Origin of the sequence: Aeromonas mytilicola subsp. aquatica (assembly GCF_044336385.1) — a bacterium.
GTDB classification, from domain to species: Bacteria; Pseudomonadota; Gammaproteobacteria; order Enterobacterales; family Aeromonadaceae; genus Aeromonas; species Aeromonas rivipollensis.
Map to the genome: position 1 here is coordinate 1,052,747 of NZ_CP172298.1, position 14,924 is coordinate 1,067,670.

The 14,924-nt window shown below is 60.2% G+C and carries 17 protein-coding genes; 10 read left to right on the forward strand and 7 right to left on the reverse strand.

Annotated elements, in window-relative coordinates:
• Positions 1-30 precede the first annotated feature (30 nt).
• From ACFWHB_RS05115 to ACFWHB_RS05140, 6 genes are all read right to left on the reverse strand, one after another.
• Entirely contained in the window at positions 31-837 is an 807-nt protein-coding gene (locus tag ACFWHB_RS05115; RefSeq protein WP_025327958.1) for a nucleoside-specific channel-forming Tsx family protein, read from the reverse strand.
• Positions 838-993: 156 nt separating this feature from the next.
• Positions 994-2,397, reverse strand: a complete 1,404-nt coding sequence (locus ACFWHB_RS05120) for an AmpG family muropeptide MFS transporter (RefSeq protein WP_395949605.1) — start codon at positions 2,395-2,397, stop codon at positions 994-996.
• Between the two features lie 85 nt (positions 2,398-2,482).
• Positions 2,483-2,812: a hypothetical protein gene (locus ACFWHB_RS05125; protein WP_106886049.1), complete on the reverse strand. Its 330-nt coding sequence runs from the start codon at positions 2,810-2,812 to the stop codon at positions 2,483-2,485.
• A gap of 114 nt (positions 2,813-2,926) precedes the next feature.
• Entirely contained in the window at positions 2,927-3,478 is a 552-nt protein-coding gene (locus ACFWHB_RS05130) for a peptidylprolyl isomerase (protein WP_106886050.1), read from the reverse strand.
• Positions 3,479-3,493: 15 nt separating this feature from the next.
• Complete coding sequence (locus tag ACFWHB_RS05135) at positions 3,494-4,066, reverse strand: YajG family lipoprotein (protein WP_106886051.1); 573 nt, start codon at positions 4,064-4,066, stop codon at positions 3,494-3,496.
• A gap of 24 nt (positions 4,067-4,090) precedes the next feature.
• Entirely contained in the window at positions 4,091-5,224 is a 1,134-nt protein-coding gene (locus tag ACFWHB_RS05140; protein ID WP_395949606.1) for a methyltransferase, read from the reverse strand.
• A gap of 218 nt (positions 5,225-5,442) precedes the next feature.
• Between ACFWHB_RS05140 and ACFWHB_RS05145 the strand changes: the two genes are divergently transcribed.
• The 9 genes from ACFWHB_RS05145 (at position 5,443) to nqrM (ending at position 13,384) form a co-directional block, all read left to right on the forward strand.
• A complete protein-coding gene (locus ACFWHB_RS05145) occupies positions 5,443-5,751 on the forward strand; it encodes a BolA family protein (RefSeq protein WP_041204526.1) in 309 nt (102 codons plus the stop codon).
• Between the two features lie 438 nt (positions 5,752-6,189).
• Entirely contained in the window at positions 6,190-7,533 is a 1,344-nt protein-coding gene (locus tag ACFWHB_RS05150) for a Na(+)-translocating NADH-quinone reductase subunit A (RefSeq protein WP_111909909.1), read from the forward strand.
• A gap of 3 nt (positions 7,534-7,536) precedes the next feature.
• Complete coding sequence (locus tag ACFWHB_RS05155; RefSeq protein WP_395949607.1) at positions 7,537-8,766, forward strand: NADH:ubiquinone reductase (Na(+)-transporting) subunit B; 1,230 nt, start codon at positions 7,537-7,539, stop codon at positions 8,764-8,766.
• Positions 8,756-9,544, forward strand: coding sequence for a Na(+)-translocating NADH-quinone reductase subunit C (locus ACFWHB_RS05160; protein WP_106886054.1), 789 nt, complete (start codon positions 8,756-8,758; stop codon positions 9,542-9,544). The genes ACFWHB_RS05155 and ACFWHB_RS05160 overlap by 11 nt, the downstream gene beginning before the upstream one ends.
• Entirely contained in the window at positions 9,537-10,169 is a 633-nt protein-coding gene (locus ACFWHB_RS05165) for an NADH:ubiquinone reductase (Na(+)-transporting) subunit D (protein WP_042654098.1), read from the forward strand. The genes ACFWHB_RS05160 and ACFWHB_RS05165 overlap by 8 nt, the downstream gene beginning before the upstream one ends.
• Before the next feature lie 3 nt (positions 10,170-10,172).
• On the forward strand, positions 10,173-10,769 hold the full coding sequence (gene nqrE / locus ACFWHB_RS05170; protein ID WP_005330713.1) for an NADH:ubiquinone reductase (Na(+)-transporting) subunit E: 597 nt from the start codon (positions 10,173-10,175) through the stop codon (positions 10,767-10,769).
• A 17-nt stretch (positions 10,770-10,786) separates the two neighbouring features.
• Positions 10,787-12,010, forward strand: a complete 1,224-nt coding sequence (nqrF, locus tag ACFWHB_RS05175) for an NADH:ubiquinone reductase (Na(+)-transporting) subunit F (protein WP_042654097.1) — start codon at positions 10,787-10,789, stop codon at positions 12,008-12,010.
• Between the two features lie 3 nt (positions 12,011-12,013).
• Entirely contained in the window at positions 12,014-13,057 is a 1,044-nt protein-coding gene (locus ACFWHB_RS05180; RefSeq protein ID WP_168235626.1) for an FAD:protein FMN transferase, read from the forward strand.
• A 102-nt stretch (positions 13,058-13,159) separates the two neighbouring features.
• Positions 13,160-13,384: a (Na+)-NQR maturation NqrM gene (nqrM, locus tag ACFWHB_RS05185; protein ID WP_005330718.1), complete on the forward strand. Its 225-nt coding sequence runs from the start codon at positions 13,160-13,162 to the stop codon at positions 13,382-13,384.
• Between the two features lie 73 nt (positions 13,385-13,457).
• Here the strand turns inward: nqrM and ACFWHB_RS05190 are convergent, their stop codons facing one another.
• Entirely contained in the window at positions 13,458-13,670 is a 213-nt protein-coding gene (locus tag ACFWHB_RS05190; RefSeq protein ID WP_005330720.1) for a hypothetical protein, read from the reverse strand.
• Positions 13,671-13,871: 201 nt separating this feature from the next.
• Here ACFWHB_RS05190 and dinB point away from each other — a divergent pair, with 201 nt between their 5' ends.
• Positions 13,872-14,924 (forward strand): DNA polymerase IV, encoded by a 1,053-nt coding sequence (gene dinB, locus ACFWHB_RS05195; protein WP_168235625.1) that lies wholly within the window; start codon positions 13,872-13,874, stop codon positions 14,922-14,924.

The window sequence follows — 14,924 nt, forward strand, 5'->3', positions numbered from 1 at the left end:
CGGTTTTTTGTGTCCGTGTGACGAGTTCGATTAGAACTTGTAGGTCACGGAGAAGTAGTGGCCGAAACCAGTGGTCTTCAGACCGTAGGAACCGTTCTGGATGCCATAGATGTCGTTGAAGTACTTCAGACCGTAACCGACGGCGTAGCGGTCGGAGTGCCAGTACAGGCCGTTGAACATGGCGGTACCGTCGGTGGAAGTGTCCTTGGCATCAAACAGGTGATCCAGGTAACCCTGATAGGCTACGAAGCTGCCGTTGGAGAAGGTGTAGAAAGGCTTGAACCAGTTCATGGAGAACTGATAGCCGTTCCAGCCCTGCTCGCCGCCGCCTTCGTTGACGTGACGGGCATACAGGTTCATGCCAACCTTGCCGAACCAGGGCACTTGTACGTCTGCACCCAGACCGGTCATGGCTTCAAACAGACCATCCGGACCACCCACGTTGATCAGGTTGGCGATGTAGACTTCCTGCACCGGGCCGAAGGAGAGATCTTTGCCGGTCATGGCATCGATGGAGATACGCGGTGCGAACTTGATGAACAGGTTGTCTTGGTTGTGCTTGTCGTCGTGACGGTTCTGGAAGATGTCGAAGACGTCGACGTAACCGTACAGATCGAAGATACCAGAGCGGCCACCAAACTCCATTTCGAAGTAGGTATCGTTGTAACCACCTTCAGATTCGCTGTAGGGCAGCTGATCGATGGTGTGCATCACGTTGAACTGGAACCACTTGTAGTCGTTCTTGTGGATGTCGCCGCTGTAATCGGCAGCAAGGGCCGGAGTGGCGGATGCAGCCAGCAGACCGGCAGCGATCAGAGTCTTGGTAAATTTGGCCATTTTATTGGTCTCTTGTGCGTTAGTTGAGGTTTTCCGTAGCCTGCCCACAAGGAGCGGAAGGGATTCTAGCCAAATAAATTCATCGGATAAACAAGAGCCAGGGAACTTTGTCCGGTTTTGTGAATCTAATCACCCCCAAAATGGCGCAAACGCTTGCTATTTGTCCGCTTGTGGTAACAAAGCATCGCCTCGTTTGGCAACCATGATGATCAGTATCATGACAGGGATGCCGAGCAGACTGGTGCCGACGAAGAAGCTGCTGTAGCCGATCTGCTCGACCACCTGACCGGAAAAACCCGCCAGCAGCTTGGGCATCAGCAACATGATGGAGCTGAACAGGGCGTACTGGGTCGCCGAGAAGGCGACGTTGGTCAGGCTCGACAGATAGGTCACGAAGGCCGCCGTCGCAATGCCGGCGCTGAGGTTGTCCAGGGAGATGATCAGGGTCAGCAGCTCCAGATCGTGACCCACTTCGTTGAGCAGGGCGAACAGCAGATTGGTGCTGGCGGTGAGCACGGCGCCGAGAAACAGGATGCGCAAGGTACCGAAGCGCATCACCAATACGCCCCCCAGGGCCGCCCCCACCAGCGTCATGATGACGCCATACACCTTGGTGATGGTGGCCACCTCCGTCTTGCTGAACTGCAGATCCACATAGAAGCTGTTGGACATCACTCCCATCACCACATCCGAGATGCGATAACAGGCGATGAGCCCCAGGATCAGCAGGGCCGAGCCGCCGTAGCGGCGGAAGAAATCGGCAAAGGGGCACCAGATGGCTTCATAGGTCCAGGCGCCCAGCCCGGCCAGGGTCTTGGGCCAGCCCCGCTCGAGCAGCAGCGCCTTGCGCTCCATCTGTTGCTCGTTCTGGCGATGGAGGTCGATATCCGGCTCGTGGCTGAGCAGTGTGGTGATGACGCCGAGGGACATGAGTCCCGCCATCAGCAGGTAGGTGAGCTGCCAGCCGCGGTAGTCGTAGCTGTCGTTGCTGCCAAGCCAGGCCGCCAGCGCCAGCGCGCCCGCCCCCGCCATTATCATGGCGAGCCGGTAACCCGTCATGTAGGAAGCCGCCATGGCCGCCTGCAGCCGCTCAGGTGCCGACTCGATGCGGTAGGCATCGATGACGATATCCTGCGTCGCGGAGCAAAACGCCACCAGCAGGGCGAACAGGGCGAGCTGGGCGAGCTGGGTCTTGGGATCGCAATTGGCCATGCCCACCAGGGAGAGGGCGATCAGCACCTGGGAGAGCAGCATCCAGCTGCGTCGTCGTCCCAGCAGCCGGGAGAGCAGCGGCAGCGGCAGTCGATCCACCAGGGGGGACCACAGCCATTTGAAGCCATAGGCCAGCGCCACCCAGCTCATGTAGCCGATGTCGGTCAGGCTGACATCGGCTTCGCGCAGCCAGAACGAGAGGGTGCCGAAGACCAGCAGCAAGGGCAGGCCGGAGGAGAAGCCCATGGCAAACAGAGTGAGTACCCGCGCTTCCAGATAGACGGCGAGGGCGTCTCGCCAGCTTGTGGCGCGGTCCGGGGTGTGGCTGGGCGGGCGGAGATTGTTCAACTGCCTGACTCCTCAGAGAAAAGGGGGTCATTTTGTCAGGTTCGAGGGGGATAGCCAAGGCAAGCCGAACGGGGCGGCCCGGGATTCAGGGTCGTGAGCCGATGCAGTGACGCGGACAGGGCCCTTCGGCCACGAGGAAGCTGGCGCAGGCCATCAGTTGCTGACGCAGCCAGGTGTCTGTGATGAGCTGATGCTCGTCCCACAGGTGCAGGCTGTGGAGCAGGTGCCAGAACACCCCCTCCTGCTCGGTGGCGGGTACTTTGTCAATGGGGATGGCGGGCAGCGCCTGCCAGCGCGAGAGGAGTTGCCAGCTCAGATCCTCGAGCTGCCGATAGGGCATTTCTCGTGCCAGAAAGTGACGAACCGCCTGAGCCAGCTCAATGGCGTGTTGGGCAATGTAATCGTGACAAGTCACCGGAACCTCCTTTCTCTGCCTGGCCATGTCCCGCGCACATCGGACAAGGCCAGAGTATAGAAAGGGGCGCCGGTGACCCGGGCAACGCGGTGGTGGAATGTGATCCGCCCCGCGTTATTTGTCCGCCAGCAGCACCACTTTTTTCAGGATGATGGGGCTGGTCGGCACGTCGTTGGCGCGCAGTATGGAGCTGTAGCCGGTCTGGACCTGAGCCAGCTTGTCCAGCACCTCCATGCCCTGCACCACCTGGCCGAACACCGTATAACCGGCGCCGGCATTGGCGTTGAGGTTGTCGTTGTCCACCAGGTTGAAGTAGAACTGGCGGGTGGCGCTGTCGACCGCCTGGGTGCGGGCCATGGCGATGCTGCCACGCTTGTTGGGCAGGCCGCCCCTGGACTCGTTGACCACGGGATCGAAGGTCGGCAGCGGCTGGAACTGCTGATTGTAGCCCCCGCCCTGCACCACGAAGTTCTGGATCACCCGGTGGAACAGGCTGCCGTCATAGCTGCCATCCGCCACGTAGCGCAGGAAGTTCTTCACCGTCTGCGGCGCCTGCTTGGGGGCCAGCTCCACCACTATGTTGCCGTGGTTGGTCTCCATCTGGACTTTTTGTCCGGCGAACGCCAGGGGGGCGATCAGGGTGGCCAGTAACCAGAGTTTCTTCATTTATATGCTCCTTGCTCAGCTAGGCTGGCCTTTGAGATAACCGCGCAGTGCCTCGTCGGCCATGATCTGTTGCAGCACGCTGCCCAGTTGCTGGTTCAGGGTGGACTCCAGATCGGCCATGGTCGGCTCACCCGGCTCTTCCTTGCTGGATGACATGTTGAACTGCTTGGTCAGCTTGTTGCCCTGGAAGTCGGCGATCACCTGCAGGCTGACCTTGGACTTGGTGACATAGGTGAAGGTCTTCTCTTCGACCGTGACCGCGGCGGTGGAGATGGCCAGGGTCAGGTTGGTGGTGCCGCTGTTACCCACTTCGAGGCCCTGGCTGCGCAACCCTTCCGCCAGTTTTTCCGCCAGCAGGTTGTTGAGGGGCTGGCTGCTGTTGACCAGCACGGGAGCCTTTTCTTTCTTCTTGATGGAGAAGACATAGGCGGCCTCGCGCTTGTCTACTCCTTCCATGGTGATGCGGTTGCCAGAGTAGTACTGCTGGTTGGAGGGGATGACTTGCGGATTGAGCAACGCCGTCTCCGGCCAGTGGGTGGCACAACCACCCAGTATCAGGGCGGCCAGCAGCAAGAGTGACTTTTTCATCATGGGTTTCCTTTAGCTTTATCTTTAGCGTTTGATGGCTTTCAAAATAACGAATTTGCTGTTCGACGCAACGACTTGTGCGTTGGCAAACAAGCGCTTAAGTTTGTTGTGATAGTCCAGATGACGGTTGCCTACTATCCAGAGTTCACCCCCCTGAGGCAACACCCGGTGTGCGTCGGTGAACATCTGCCAGGCGATGTGATCGGTGATCGCCTGCAACTGATGGAAGGGGGGATTGCAGAGGATCCGATCCGCTGCCCCGACCGCTACGCCGTCGAGACAGTTGTTGACCATGAAGTGGGCCCGCGGCAGGGCGTCCGGCAGGTTGTGCTCGACGTTGAGCCGCGCCGAGGCGACCGCCATGTGGGATTCGTCGATGAAGGTCACCTCCACCTCGCTGTCTTTTGCCAGCAGCGAGAGACCCAGCACCCCGTTGCCGCAGCCAAGGTCTATCACCTTGCGTGCGCTGTGGATCGGCAAATTGTCCAGCATGAAGCGGGCGCCTATATCCAGGCTGGTGCGCGAGAAGACGTTGGCGTGGTTGTGGATGAGCATGTCGCTGCCCTCCAGCGGCCAGACGGTCGGGAAGGGGTTGGTCAGGGCAGGGCGATCGGCCTGCGGCTCGCAGTGAATGAGGCGCGCCTTCTTCCAGGCCAGCGAGGTGCGAGTCTCCCCCAGGTATTTCTCGAACAGCTTGAGGGTGGAGCTGTGGATGTCTTTCGCCTTGCCTGCGGCCAGGATGCGGGTGGCCGGGGTGACCACCGCACGCAATGCCAGCAGTTGCTGCTCCAGCAGCGCCTGATACTTGGAGACCTTGATCACCACCAGCGCAGGGGCAGCAGGAAGCGGGGCCAGGGCATCCTGCAGGGTGATCCCGCTCGCCTCAAGCCCGTTTTCCGCGAGATTGGCCAGGGTGGCTTGCTCGCTGATGTAGGAGTCGCTCACGCAGACCGGGCCATGGCCGTGCAGATAGGCGGCCAGGGCGCCGAAGCCGTCGTTCATGATGATGACGGGGCCATCCTGCTCGAGCGGATCCTCGGCCAGGGTGTTGATCAGGTACTCGTCCGCCGCATCCCAGGCCTGCAGGGGATCCTGGCTCTGCCGTGGGTAGCGATACAGGGTCAGACGACAATGGGCAGTGTCGAGCAGGGTTTGCATAAGAGAGAGTCCAACGTGTTGCTGATAGATGACGCCTGCCCGCACCGTGTTGCCCGGCAGGCAGGGAAAGTGGCGCTATTCTAGCGGCGACGGAGAATTTCACCAGCCCGCAGCGAGGAGGCACCGGCCTTCCTCTATTTAAAGCTGGCCTGATGCATCCGGCATGCAACCCTGGCTACAATGGCCGGATATCCAACGAGGGAGTCTTGCCCGTGAGCATGCAACAACAGATAGAGGCCAAACTGGCCGCCGCCTTGTCCCCCAGTCATCTGGAAGTGATCAACGAGAGCTACATGCACAGGGTGGAGCCGGGATCCGAGAGCCACTTCAAGGTCATAGTGGTGAGCCAGGCCTTCGAGGGGCAGCGCCTGCTGGGGCGCCATCGTCAGGTCAACGGCGTGTTGGCAGAGGAGCTGGCAGGGGCCATCCATGCGCTGGCGCTGCATACCTATACCGAGGCGGAGTGGCAGGCCCGGGAGCAGGCCCCCAAGACTCCGGGCTGTGTCAGCAAGTCCCCCTTTGCCTGAGCCATTGACCTTTTCATTACCCAATTGTCGATTAATTAACAAAATTATCACGACAGGGCCGGGGCGCTAGCCCCCGGCCCAGAGCGCATTGGATCGGGGTAATGATTACTTTTTCTAATCAACCTTTGAGGCAAGTGAAATTACCTCCATATGGGTAGTAAAACAAAGAATCCTTTAAAACCACGGGTTGCAGGGATGGAAGGGAAATATTCATTGGAGGTTAATTTTGTGATAGGACGGGGATTTTCCCCATTTGGCGTGGCGACCGACTTGTCTAAGGTGGTAAACTCAGTCGCTTTTGAATGATCCTGTATGTTGCTGATTTGTTTGTTTTATCGACATTTTACCGCGATGTTGACGGGCTCATTCAACAACTCGTCGTGATGTATTTCTCGGCGCTAACCAACCTGTCTTCCCTTAACGGTAGTGCAAGTGAGTATGATTACAATTAAAAGAGGACTGGACATCCCCGTGCTGGGTGCTCCGGAGCAAGTAATCTACGATGGCCCGGCCATCACCCGTGTTGCTACACTCGGCGAAGAGTTCGTGGGGATGCGTCCTACTATGTTCGTCAAAGTAGGTGATCGCGTCATTAAAGGTCAGGAGCTCTTCGAAGATAAGAAGAATCCCGGCGTTAAATTCACGGCCCCTGCCACCGGTGTGGTTTCTGAGATCAACCGTGGTGCCAAGCGTGTTCTGCAATCCGTTGTCATCGACATCGATGGTTCTGACGAACAGGTGACCTTTGAACACTTTGCGTCTGCCGAGCTGGCACAGCTCGAGCGCAGCAAGGTGCAGGAAATCCTGGTCGCATCAGGCCAATGGACCGCATTGCGTACCCGTCCATTCAGCAAGGTGCCGGCAGTGGGCTCTGCCCCGCGTGCCATCTTCGTCACCGCCATGGACACCAACCCGCTGGCCGCCAACGCCGAGATCATCATCAAGGAACAGGCCCAGGCCTTCCTCGACGGTCTGGCCGTGCTGAGCCGCCTGACCGATGGCACAGTCCACGTCTGCAAGGGCGAAGCCAGCCTGCCGCACGCCTCCCTGGCCCAGGTCAAGGAAGCCGTGTTTGTCGGCCCGCACCCTGCCGGCCTGCCCGGTACCCACATCCACTTCCTGGACCCGGTCGGTGCCAAGAAAGTGCAGTGGCACATCAACTATCAGGATGTGATCGCCTACGGCAAGCTGTTCACCACGGGTCAGATCTTCACCGACAAGGTGATCGCCCTGGCCGGCCCGAACGTGATCAAGCCGCGCCTGCTGCGCACCCGTCTGGGCGCCTGCATCAGCCAGCTGACCAACAACGAGCTGCGTGCGGACGAGAATCGCATCATCTCCGGTTCCCTGCTCAGCGGTGCCAAGGCCGAAGGGGTTCATGACTACCTGGGTCGCTACCACAATCAGGTGAGCGTACTGGGTGAAGGTCGTGAGAAAGAGTTCCTGGGCTGGGTCAAACCCAGTGCCGACAAGTTCTCCATCACCCGTACCACCCTCTCTCATCTGATGAAGGGCAAACTCATCAACTTCACTACCACCACCAACGGTAGTGATCGCTCCATGGTGCCTATCGGCAACTATGAGCGCGTGATGCCGCTCGACATCCTGCCGACCCTGCTGCTGCGGGATCTGGTCTCCGGCGACACCGACAGCGCACAAGCGCTCGGCTGCCTGGAGCTGGATGAGGAAGATCTGGCGCTCTGTACCTTCGTCTGCCCAGGCAAGACAGAGTACGGCCCAGTCTTGCGTGAGTGCCTGACCAAGATAGAACTGGAAGGTTAAGCGATGAGTTTCAAGCAACTTCTTGAAAATATGGAACATCACTTCGAGCCGGGTGGCAAGTACGCCAAGTACTATGCCCTGTTCGAGGCGGCGTATACCCTGTTTTATACCCCCGGGTCCGTGACCCGCAATGCCGCCCACGTCCGTGATGCGATCGATCTGAAGCGCATGATGATCATGGTGTGGCTGGCCGTGTTCCCGGCCATGTTCTGGGGCATGTACAACGTCGGCAACCAGTCCATCGCCGCCATCGCCCATCTGGGCAGCGCGGCCGGTGCCGATACCTGGCAATACACCATAGCGACCCTGCTGGGTGCCTCGCTGGATCCGGCCGTGGCCAGCATCGGCAGCAAGATGCTGATCGGTGCGGCCCACTTCCTGCCCATCTACCTGACCGTGTTCCTGGTCGGTGGCTTCTGGGAAGTGCTGTTCGCCATGGTGCGCAAGCACGAGATCAACGAAGGCTTCTTCGTGACCTCCATCCTGTTCGCCCTGATAGTGCCGCCCGAGCTGCCCCTGTGGCAAGCCGCGCTCGGCATCACCTTCGGCGTGGTGCTGGCCAAGGAAGTGTTCGGCGGTACCGGCAAGAACTTCCTGAACCCGGCCCTGGCGGGTCGTGCGTTCCTGTTCTTCGCCTACCCGGGCCAGATCTCCGGCGATGCCGTCTGGGTGGCCGTTGACGGCTATTCAGGCGCGACTGCGCTGAGCCAGTGGGCTCAGGGCGGCCAGATGGCGCTGATCAACGGTGCCACCGGCGAAGCCATCAGCTGGATGGATGCCTTCCTCGGCAACCTGCCGGGTTCCATCGGTGAAGTCTCCACCCTGATGATCCTCATCGGTGCGGCCATGATCGTCTACATGCGGATCGCCTCCTGGCGCATCATCGCCGGCGTCATGATCGGCATGGTGGCGACCTCCCTGCTGTTCAACGTCATAGGTTCCGATACCAACCCCATGTTCAGCATGCCGTGGCACTGGCATCTGGTGCTGGGCGGCTTCGCCTTTGGCATGGCCTTCATGGCGACCGATCCTGTCTCCGCCGCCTTTACCAACAAGGGCAAGTGGTGGTACGGCGCCCTCATCGGCGTCATGGTCGTGCTGATCCGTGTCGTGAACCCCGCGTTCCCGGAAGGCATGATGCTGGCCATTCTGTTTGCCAACCTGTTTGCCCCCTTGTTTGACCATTTCGTGGCGCAGGCGAACATCAAGCGGAGGATCGCACGTGGCGTTTAATAAAGACTCTACCATCGGCACTCTCGCCGTAGTGACCGGTCTGTGTCTGGTCTGCTCCATCGTGGTCTCCGTGGCCGCCGTGGGTCTGCGTCCGGCTCAGCTGGAAAACAAGGCGCTGGACAAGCAAAGCAACATACTGTCCGTTGCCGGTGTCGATGTCAGCTCTGTGGCCAAGCGTGACCTGGCCCAGCTGTATGGCGACAAGATTGAAGCGCGTCTGGTGGATCTGGCCACCGGTGAGTTCGTTGACGGCGATGCCGACAACTTCGACACCAAGCTGGCGGCCAAAGATCCGGCCAAGAGTGTTCGTCTGGCACCTGCCGACGACAAGGCCGGTCTGCGTCAGATCTCCAAGCTGATCCCGGTGTTCTTCGCGAAGGATGCAGAAGGCAAGGTCGACAACATCATTCTGCCGATCTACGGCCAGGGTCTGTGGTCCACCATGTATGCCTTCGTGGCGGTCGCGGCCGATGGCCAGACCATCAAGGGCATCACCTACTATGACCACGGTGAAACCCCGGGTCTGGGCGGCGAGATCGAGAACCCGGCCTGGCGCGAACTGTTCGTCGGCAAGAAGCTGTTCGATCAGGACGGTCAGCCTGCGCTGCGGGTGATCAAGGGCCATGCTCCGGCTGGTTCCGAGCATGAAATCGACGGCCTGTCTGGCGCAACCCTGACCGGTAATGGCGTACAGCACACCTTCGACTTCTGGATGGGCCCCAAGGGCTTCGGTCCCTTCCTGGCCAAGGTACGTGCAGGAGAAATCAACAATGGCTGACAAGAGCGAAATGAAAAAATTGCTGTTGACGCCTGTGCTCGGCAACAACCCCATCGCACTGCAGGTGCTGGGTGTCTGTTCCGCGCTGGCCGTTACCAGCCAGATGAAGACGGCGTTCGTGATGACGCTGGCCGTTACCGCGGTCACCGCCTTCTCCAACCTGTTCATCTCCCTGATCCGCAACCAGATCCCGAACAGCGTGCGGATCATCGCCCAGATGGCGGTGATTGCATCTCTGGTTATCGTGGTTGACCAGGTGCTCAAGGCCTATGCCTATGACATCTCCAAGCAACTGTCGGTGTTCGTCGGCCTCATCATCACCAACTGTATCGTGATGGGTCGTGCCGAAGCCTATGCCATGAAGAGCGCCCCGCTGCCCTCCTTCCTGGACGGCATCGGCAACGGTCTGGGCTATGGCGCCGTGCTGCTGGCCGTGGCCACAGTGCGCGAGATCCTGGGGTCAGGCACCTGGTTCGGCATCGAGCTGCTGCCGCTGGTGAACAATGGTGGCTGGTATGTGCCTAACGGCCTGCTGCTGCTGCCGCCGAGTGCATTCTTCATCATTGGTCTGATCATCTGGGGCGTACGCACCAAGGATCCCAAGCAGGTGGAGGCAAAGGATTAAGGTATGGAACACTATCTGAGTCTGTTGATTCGTTCGATCTTCATCGAAAACCTGGCGCTCTCCTTCTTCCTGGGGATGTGTACCTTCCTGGCGGTGTCCAAGAAGGTCAAGACCGCCATGGGTCTGGGTATCGCCGTCATTGTGGTGCAGACCGTTGCCGTTCCGGCCAACAACCTGATCTACAACTACGTGCTCAAAGACGGTGCCCTGGTCTCCGGCCTGGATCTCAGCTTCCTGAGCTTCATCACCTTCATCGGGGTGATCGCGGCCCTGGTGCAGATCCTGGAGATGGCGCTGGACAAGTACTTCCCGGCGCTCTACAACGCCCTCGGCATCTTCCTGCCGCTCATCACGGTGAACTGCGCCATCTTCGGCGGCGTCTCCTTCATGGTGCAGCGTGACTACAACTTCGTGGAGTCTGTGGTCTATGGCGTGGGGTCGGGTGCAGGCTGGATGCTGGCCATAGTCGCGATGGCAGGGATCCGCGAGAAGATGAAGTACTCCGATGTTCCGGAAGGCCTGCGTGGCCTTGGCATCACCTTCATCACTGCGGGTCTGATGGCGCTGGGCTTCATGTCCTTCTCTGGTATTTCCCTGTAATCGGAAAGGAAATATAGATGGAAATTATTCTGGGTGTGGTCATGTTCACCGTGATCCTGCTGGCCTTGGTGGCAGTCATTCTGTTCGCCAAGTCCAAGCTGGTGACCGCAGGTGACGTGACAATCAGCATCAACGGCGACCCGGCCAAGGCTGTGACCAGCCCGGCGGGTGGCAAGCTGCTCGGCGTGTTGGCCGGCAGCGGTATCTTCGTCTCCTCCGCCTGTGGCGGCGGTGGCTCCTGTGGTCAGTGCAAGGTGCGGGTGAAAGCCGGCGGCGGCGACATACTGCCGACCGAGCTGGATCACATCAGCAAGGGCGAAGCCCGTCATGGCGAGCGTCTGGCCTGTCAGGTCACCGTTCGTTCCGACATGGACATCGAGCTGCCGGAAGAGATCTTCGGCGTGAAGAAGTGGGACTGTACCGTCATCTCCAATGACAACAAGGCCACCTTCATCAAGGAACTCAAGCTGCAGATCCCCGATGGGGAGAGCGTGCCGTTCCGTGCCGGTGGTTATATCCAGATCGAAGCCCCTGCTCACCACGTGCAGTACAAGAACTTCGATATTCCCGAGGAGTATCGCGGGGACTGGGATCGCTTCAAGATCTTCGAGCTGGAGTCCAAGGTCAACGAGCCAATCATCCGTGCCTACTCCATGGCAAACTATCCGGAAGAGTTCGGCATCATCATGCTGAACGTGCGGATCGCGACCCCGCCGCCCAGCAACTGGACTGCGCCTCCCGGCCAGATGTCCTCCTACATCTTCAGCCTGAAAGCTGGGGACAAGGTGACCATCTCGGGTCCGTTCGGTGAGTTCTTCGCCAAGGACACCGACGCCGAAATGGTGTTCGTCGGTGGTGGTGCCGGCATGGCGCCGATGCGTTCCCACATCTTCGACCAGCTGCGTCGCCTGAAGACCAAGCGCAAAATGAGCTTCTGGTACGGTGCCCGTTCCAAGCGCGAGATGTTCTATGTCGAGGACTTCGACATGCTGGCCGCCGAGAACGACAACTTCCAGTGGCACGTCGCCCTGTCGGATCCGCAACCGGAAGACAACTGGGATGGCTACACCGGCTTCATCCACAACGTCTTGTTCGAGAACTACCTCAAGAACCATGAGGCACCGGAAGATTGCGAGTTCTACATGTGTGGACCTCCCGTGATGAACGCTGCCGTCATCAACATGCTGAAAAACCTCGGCGTTGAAGACGAGAACATCCTCCTGGATGACTTTGGTGGTTAATCCATGCACAGTGTTGTAAAGACCTGGCTAGCCTTCGGGCTAGCCTTTTTCTTGACTGGGTGTGGTCAGGAATCGGTCCAATCCAAGCCGGAGATCCACATCACCGGCAGCACCATGGGCACCTACTACTCCATCAAGGTGGCGGATGCCGCCGTCACGGATGCCGCCAAGCTTCAGGCCGAGGTGGATGTCCTGCTGGAGCGGGTCAACGATCAGATGTCCACCTACCGCCCGGATTCCGAGTTGTCGCGCTTCAACCAGCACAAGGGCAGTACCCCGCTGGTGGTCTCCCGTGACACGGCCCGGGTGGTGACAGAGGCCATTCACATTGGCCGCGAGAGCCGCGGGGCGCTGGACGTCACCGTGGGCCCCCTGGTCAATCTGTGGGGCTTTGGGCCGGATGCCAAACCGACCAAGGTGCCATCCGACGAGCTTATTACCCAGACCCGGCAGAAGACGGGCCTCGGCAATCTGCATGTGGTAACCTCGGTCGACGCCGACACCCTGCAGAAGGACATCCCGGATCTCTACGTGGATCTCTCCGCCATCGCCAAGGGCTTCGGGGTGGACAAGGTGGCCGAGTATCTGGAATCCCTGGGGGCGCGCAACTACCTGGTGGAGATCGGCGGCGAGCTGCGGATCAATGGCATCAACGGCAAGGGTCATCCCTGGCGCGTGGCCATCGAGAAGCCGACCGCCAATGCCGGCTCGGTGCAGGAAGTGATAGTGCCAGGGGATAACGGTGTCGCCACCTCGGGGGATTATCGCAACTACTACGAGTTGGATGGCAAGCGCTTCTCCCACACCATAGATCCGCTGACGGGCAAGCCCATTACCCATCGCATGGTGTCGGTCACAGTGATCCACCCCTCCTGCATGACTGCAGACGGGCTGGCCACGGCGCTGACCGTCATGGGAACGCAGAAGAGCCTGGCCTATGCCAAGGAGCGGGGTCTGGCCATCTTCGTCATCACCAAGACGGACCAGGGCTTCGAGGAGGCTTACTCGGATGCCTTCAAACCCTACCTGGCCAAGCAGCCCGGTTAACAGTGCAGGCGCCGCCATCACTCACCGGGGTGGCGGTGCCTGAGAATCTTGTCGCCGGATGCCGTTGAGCCGTATCTGGTTAAACAGTAAAGGGGTAATACCATGCAGATCTTTCTGATCACCTTCGGGGTGTTTCTGGTGGTGGTGGTGGCCATGGCCATCGGCTACATCTTCCAGAAGAAGACCATCTCCGGCTCCTGTGGCGGCCTTGGCACCATAGGGATCGAGAAGGAGTGTGACTGCCCGGAGCCCTGCGACAACCGCAAGAAGAAGATGGCCAAGGAAGAGGCCCGTCGCAAGATGCTGGTGGACAACCGCATCCTCTGAGGGCGAGCACCCGCGTGCGGGTGCATCGAATGCACGTGAGCCGACCCAGGGTCGGCTCACGTTTTCATGGCGCTCAGTAATCGTATTTGTGGCAGGATTTCTTGCTAAATTCCGCTTTCCTCTGCGCCAGCTCCTCCCTGGTGCCCAGCTCGTCCCCCTGCTTGATGGCCTTCTCCAGTATCTCTATGCGCTCAAACAGCCAACTGCACTCGGCGGTCGGATGGTCCTTGGTCATGCCTGTCAGCGGCAACAGCAGCAGGCAGAGTCCCGGCCAGATTGCTCTCATCTCTCTCCTCCTTGAGTCTCATGTGGATGGTGCCTTGAGAGTCTATCCGCCCGTCTCCTCCCGTGCGCTGGCAGAAATGACAGGGCTGGGGTAGCATGGGGTCTTGACTGGTTATTCATACAGTAGTGTTGCCGCCTCGTCATGACAGCGGCGGGGGCACCCAACCACGCGGCAGGCGCCGACAGCTCAACAGACTCTGGCATGCGCAAGATCATTCACATCGACATGGACTGCTTCTTCGCCGCGGTGGAGATGCGGGACAACCCGGCCCTGCGGGAGGTGCCGCTGGCCATCGGCGGCTCGGCCGACCGGCGCGGCGTCATCTCCACCTGCAACTATGTGGCGCGCCGCTTCGGGGTGCGCTCAGCCATGCCGAGCGCCCTGGCCAGGAAGCTCTGCCCGCCGCTGGTGCTGCTGCCGGGGCGGATGGCCGTCTACAAGGAGACTTCCCGCCAGTTGCAGACCATCTTCCTGCGCTACACCGACAGGGTGGAGCCGCTCTCACTCGATGAGGCCTACCTCGATGTCACGGACAGCCCCCACTGCGGCGGCAGCGCCACCCTGATGGCGGCCGAGATCCGCGCCGCCATCGCCCTCGAGCTGGGACTGACCGCCTCGGCCGGGGTGGCGCCGAACAAGTTTCTGGCCAAGCTCGCCTCCGAGCAGCGCAAGCCGGACGGCCTCTTCGTGATAAGGCCCCGGGAGGTGGACGAGTTCGTGCGCCAGCTGCCCCTCGGCAAACTACCCGGCATAGGCCGCAAGACGGCCCAGCGGCTGGAGTCCCTCGGGCTCTACTCCTGCGAGGATGCGCGCCAGCTCGGCAACGAGGAGCTGGTGAGCCGCTTCGGCAAGCTGGGGGAGATGCTTGCCGGTCGCATCTGGGGGCACGATGAGCAGCCGGTGCAGGCCCAGCGGACCCGCAAGACCATAGGGGTGGAGACGACCCTGGCCAGCGACGTGCTGGATGAAGCCGCCTGCTGGGAGGTGCTCAGCCGGCTCATCCCCGAGCTGGAGCTGCGCTTTGCCAGGGCCTGCCCTGCGGAGGCGCTGATGGGGCAGGGGATCAAGCTGAAGTTCGCCGATTTTCAGCAGACCACAGTCTATCGCAAGGGCAGTTATCAGGCTGCCCGCTTCCACGATCTGCTGCACGAGGGGTTGCTGCGGGCTCAAGGAAAACCCATTCGCCTGCTCGGTCTGGTGGTAGGACTGCCCGGGGCCGGGGAAATCAATCAACTGAGCCTGGATCTCAGCTGA